Genomic DNA, 4,121 nt, shown 5'->3' on the forward strand with positions numbered 1-4,121 from the left:
CGGATAGTGCAATTTACCATACCTGCGGCACCATTCCAATACCCGCGAGTTGCCCTTAATACCATACTTAGCCTGAATTTGGTCTTTGTTTAAAAACCCTTTTTCATACTCGGCCACTACAGACCGTGTAAAGGCCTCACATTACTTAAACGGCGGGGCCTCGCCTTTTAATTTAATTACTTTGTAACTCATTCCGTTGACTAAATTTTAGTCAACTTTTTTCAGGACAAGACAAAATAAAAAGCCCCGTTGATATCAGCGGGGCTTTGCCATGTCTGTATGAAGGTAAATTAGAATTTACCTACTTCTTGTACAAGGTCAATCAGTTTGTTTGAGTAACCCCACTCGTTATCGTACCAAGAAACAACTTTTACAAAGTTGTCGCTAAGTGCGATACCTGCTTTAGCGTCGAATATTGAAGTACGTGCATCACCTTTGAAATCTTCAGATACAACTTCGTCTTCAGTGTAGCCAAGGATGCCTTTTAATTCACCTTCAGAAGCTTCTTTCATAGCGGCTTTAATTTGCTCGTATGAAGTAGCGTTTTTCAGGCGTACAGTTAAGTCAACTACTGATACGTCGGCAACCGGAACGCGAAATGACATACCGGTTAATTTACCTTTCAGTTCAGGAAGAACTAAACCTACCGCTTTAGCAGCACCTGTTGATGAAGGGATGATGTTTTGGTAAGCACCTCGGCCGCCTCTCCAGTCTTTAGCCGATGGGCCGTCAACTGTTTTTTGAGTAGCAGTTACCGCGTGGATAGTGCTCATTAAACCTTCTTCGATACCGAATTTGTCATTCAGTACTTTAGCAATAGGAGCAAGACAGTTAGTAGTACATGAAGCGTTTGAAACTATGTTTTGTTCAGCTTTAAGCTGTTTGTGGTTAACACCCATTACGAAAGTGGGGGTGTCGTCTTTTGCAGGGGCAGACATAACAACTTTCTTAGCACCTGCGTCGATATGTTTTTGAGCTGATTCCTGAGTTAAGAACAAACCGGTTGATTCGATGATTACTTCAGCGCCAACATCACCCCATTTAAGGTTTGCAGGGTCTTTTTCAGCAGTTACGCGGATAGTTTGACCGTTAACAACAAGGTTGCCGCCTTCTACAGATACAGTACCGTTAAATTTACCGTGGGTTGAGTCATATTTCAACATGTAAGCCATATAGTCGGGCTCAACAAGGTCATTTATACCAACCACTTCAACGCCTTCACGTTCAATAGCGGCCCTGAATGCAAGGCGGCCGATGCGGCCGAAACCATTAATTCCTATTTTCATACTTATTTAATTTTTATTTGTGTAATACGTTAATAAATTATTGATAGGCGACCTAACTATACTCTCAATTTCTATGCCTGCATTAGCGGCAACTGACGATAAGTCATCCTGAAAATGTGTTGCTATCGATCCTGAAAAATGTACACCAACACCTTCGTGCTGTTTATATAGTGGCAGCAGGTAAATGTTCACCAGTTTTTCAAAGCCGGTTTTTATGAGGCCTTTTATGTAGTTGTCTTCGCGGTTGTCAATAAAAAAATCATTGAACGAACTTAGAAACAGCGCGGGTTGTTTTTGTTTGTAAACCTTATCCAATATGGTGTTACGATCGTAGTTGTACTTTTTTTCAAACTTCTTGCTCAAATCATCGGGCAAGGTATGTGTAATGTAGGCTCTTAACAACTGTCGTCCCTGCCAGTTACCCGAACCTTCGTCGGCAAGTATGTAACCCAAGCCGTAGTTGTTCGGTTTAACCTTTCGGCCATCGTACCAGGCGGCGTTTGTGCCGCTGCCGCAAATACATACAATACCTTGTGTGTTTTTGCAGCAGGCCAGCGCAACTGCGTCAATATCATGCCCAACCGTTACGCGTGCAAATTTAAAAAAAGCCTTGAAAGCGTTATAAATTATTTCCTTTAATTCGCCCGAGGCTAACCCGGGGCCAAAAAAATAAATACGTTTTATTTCTTCGGCATGATGGATGAGGTTGATGTTTTTGTTGAAGAGATGCGTAATGTGCTTCTCATCATTAAAATACGGATTGATACCGGTTGTTTTAAACGATGCCACAGTGCGCCCCTTGTCGGCTAACCGCCAGTGTGCATAGTGTGATCCGCTGTAAACAACCGCTATCATGTATTATATGGAAAGTATTTCCATCATCTGCATCAAATCTTCTTCCAGTTTAAACTCGTGTTGATTAAGCGCTTCTTCCAAATCGGTTAAAACAATGTGGTTTGCCTGCAGGCCAACCATTTGCTGATTTTTGCCGGCAAGCAGCGCGTTAACCGCGGCATAACCCAAACGGCTACCCAAAATACGGTCGAAACTGCTTGGGCTGCCACCACGTTGCAAGTGACCTAATATGGTAACTTTTATATCGTAGTTTTTTACCTCTTTTTCAACCGCTTTGGCAATATCATAAACACCACCATGCTTGTCGCCTTCGGCTACAATTACAATGCTTGACGATTTTTTATTGTACTGACCAGCTTTAAGACTTACAATCAGTTCTTCAATAGCGGTTTCTTTTTCAGGCAAAAGGATTGCCTCTGCGCCGCATGAAATACCCGCACGGAGAGCGATGGCACCTGAATCACGCCCCATTACTTCAATAAAGAACAGACGGTCGTGCGCATCGGCGGTATCACGTATTTTATCGATGGCCTCAATAACGGTATTGGTAGCGGTATCAAAACCAAGGGTATAGGTTGAACCATACAGGTCGTTATCAATTGTACCCGGTACGCCAATTACTTTTATATCAGGATATTTTTTTGAGAAGCGAAGCGCGCCGGTAAAAGTACCATCTCCGCCGATAACTACAAGGCCATCAATGCCTTTGGCTTTAAGATTTTTATAGGCGATTTCCATACCTTCATCAGTACGGAAAGGAAGGCAACGGGCTGTTTTTAAAATGGTACCGCCAAGGTTGAGAATATTACTAACCGAGCGGTTATTCATTTCGTACATGTTATTATCGATAAGGCCCTGGTAACCCTGCCTTACACCCATAACCTGCAACCCGTTATATAATGCTGTTCTAACTACGGCCCTTATGCAGGGATTCATCCCCGGAGCATCGCCGCCGGAGGTTAAAACAGCTATTTTTGAGAGTTTTTGCATCTTTATTAGCTATTTCGATTACTGCACGAAGATACTGTGTGTTTGTTACACCATTAAATTTATTTTTATTTTTTTATATTCAATTAACACATATATTTAACGCTTAAATTTTTAAGCCATTTATTAATAATTATTTAAAGCGTTTGGAAGCAACTCTACCCAAATTTGATTCTATTTTTTCTATCGACTGTGTAATATTCGGTTTTGAAGCGGGTGAACTGAAAATATTGTTGATAGAGCGTAACGAAGAACCGTTTAAAGACTGGCTTGCTTTGCCGGGTTACTTTGTTGAGCAAAATGAAAGCATAGACGACGGTGCAAAGCGTATTCTGCATGAATTGACTGGGTTACATAACCTGCCTATAAAACAGTTGCATACATTTGGCGAAGTAAATCGCCACCCGCAGGGTAGAGTAATCACTGTTGCTTACCTCGCTTTAATACGTATAATGGGGCAAAAAGAGTTAACCCCCATTACCCATTACGCTAAAAAAGCTTTCTGGCATCCGGTTAAAGATCTGCCTAAACTGGCTTTTGATCATACCGAAATATTTCAAACCGCTTTTCGCCGGGTACGTAAGCGCTTGAATTATCAGCCAATAGCATTTGATTTGCTGCCGGAGAAATTTACATTAACACAACTGCAGTCGCTTTACGAGATAATACTGGATAAAAAGCTGGATAAACGCAATTTTCGTAAAAAAATGTTAAGCTATGGTTTTTTGAAAGAACTAAGTGAAAAGCAAAAAGGCGTATCATACCGTGCGGCTAAATTATATAAGTTCGATAGAAGGAAATACAACAAAATATTCCAGGCAGAACTTGCCATGGAAGGAGGAAGCTAACCATACTATTATTAAACGTGAGTAGTCCTGAAATAGGTTGACTATTTTTGATTGCACAACATTGATAAAAAAGCTCAAACATCCACTAAAGATGTTTGAGCTTTTTTGTTGTAAGATTTAAGTCTGATTTCTTTTTGCTGATGCA

The 4,121-nt window shown here is 41.1% G+C and carries 4 protein-coding genes; 1 reads left to right on the forward strand and 3 read right to left on the reverse strand.

Annotation, left to right across the window (positions count from 1 at the left end):
- Positions 1-290: 290 nt before the first annotated feature.
- Genes gap through pfkA form a run of 3 tightly spaced genes read right to left on the reverse strand, consistent with a single transcriptional unit; the run spans position 291 to position 3,131 of the window.
- Entirely contained in the window at positions 291-1,286 is a 996-nt protein-coding gene (gene gap / locus EOD41_RS20470) for a type I glyceraldehyde-3-phosphate dehydrogenase (protein WP_127708691.1), read from the reverse strand.
- Positions 1,287-1,292: 6 nt separating this feature from the next.
- Positions 1,293-2,141: a hypothetical protein gene (locus EOD41_RS20475; protein WP_127708694.1), complete on the reverse strand. Its 849-nt coding sequence runs from the start codon at positions 2,139-2,141 to the stop codon at positions 1,293-1,295.
- Positions 2,142-2,144: 3 nt separating this feature from the next.
- The gene (gene pfkA, locus EOD41_RS20480; RefSeq protein WP_127708697.1) at positions 2,145-3,131 is read right to left on the reverse strand and encodes a 6-phosphofructokinase; all 987 of its coding nucleotides are present in this window, start codon (positions 3,129-3,131) and stop codon (positions 2,145-2,147) included.
- Between the two features lie 143 nt (positions 3,132-3,274).
- On the opposite strand from pfkA, the gene EOD41_RS20485 reads away from it, so the two are divergent.
- Positions 3,275-3,976, forward strand: coding sequence for an NUDIX hydrolase (locus EOD41_RS20485; RefSeq protein ID WP_127708700.1), 702 nt, complete (start codon positions 3,275-3,277; stop codon positions 3,974-3,976).
- Positions 3,977-4,121 lie beyond the last annotated feature (145 nt).

The sequence above is a fragment of the Mucilaginibacter limnophilus genome (genome assembly GCF_004005815.1).
GTDB classification, from domain to species: domain Bacteria; phylum Bacteroidota; class Bacteroidia; order Sphingobacteriales; family Sphingobacteriaceae; genus Mucilaginibacter; species Mucilaginibacter limnophilus.

Coding starts and splice junctions, on each gene's coding strand:
- pfkA (WP_127708697.1), bottom strand. CDS start 3,131: ATGCAAAAACTCTCAAAAATAGCTGTTTTAACCTCCGGCGGCGATGCT.
- EOD41_RS20475 (WP_127708694.1), bottom strand. CDS start 2,141: ATGATAGCGGTTGTTTACAGCGGATCACACTATGCACACTGGCGGTTA.
- gap (WP_127708691.1), bottom strand. CDS start 1,286: ATGAAAATAGGAATTAATGGTTTCGGCCGCATCGGCCGCCTTGCATTC.